Genomic DNA, 617 nt, shown 5'->3' with positions numbered 1-617 from the left:
TAAGTCGGGCAAGACTGCTTCAAGCCTGGGGGATGCCCAACGAATGAGATCAAGCAAACGCCGCCTGGCATCCGCGATCTCGTTCTGAAAGCGGCTTCTCTGTTTGGTCAGACGTTGAAGAGCGTGGCTTTGCGGATCCGGAATGTGGACTGGATCAAGACGTGGTCCACCAAATGACGGTATGGCCGCCAGGATCTGGGCATCAGCCATATCCGTTTTGGCGTGTTCGGAAAGGTAACGGCGTAGAGCCTTGACCCGCTTTCCCTTGACGCGGGCTACGGTGACGCCAGCATCCGCAAGGTGGTGGGCAACAGGAAACCAGCTCATACCGGTTGGCTCCATGATGGCCTGAATGTGGTCATCCGCCCTCAGCCCCATCACGGCAGTCTGAACAAAGGCGGCAAGTGAGGGCTGATCATGCCTGAAACGAATTGCACGGCCATTAGGGCGGCCATCGTCATAGATCTGAGCGAGGTGATCTCCGCGAATGGCCAGATCAATACCAATGGTACGGAATGTCATGGTCGGTCCTTTCTGGTGAGGGAACCAACGCTGCGGTCACAGTCAGGTGTGTCATTCGTGGCCGATCAACTTCACTCAAAGCAGACGCCACAATC

General features: G+C 56.4%; 1 protein-coding gene. It reads right to left on the bottom strand.

Going from position 1 to position 617, the window contains the following annotated elements; all coding sequences use genetic code 11:
• Nucleotides 1-522: IS110 family transposase (locus AD944_RS00065; RefSeq protein WP_045543131.1), on the bottom strand; the 522-nt coding region annotated here is incomplete at its 3' end.
• Between the last annotated feature and the right edge of the window lie 95 nt (nucleotides 523-617).

The sequence above is a fragment of the Acetobacter tropicalis genome (genome assembly GCF_001580915.1).
Taxonomy (GTDB): domain Bacteria; phylum Pseudomonadota; class Alphaproteobacteria; order Acetobacterales; family Acetobacteraceae; genus Acetobacter; species Acetobacter tropicalis.
This window is presented reverse-complemented; position numbering and strand designations above follow the sequence as displayed.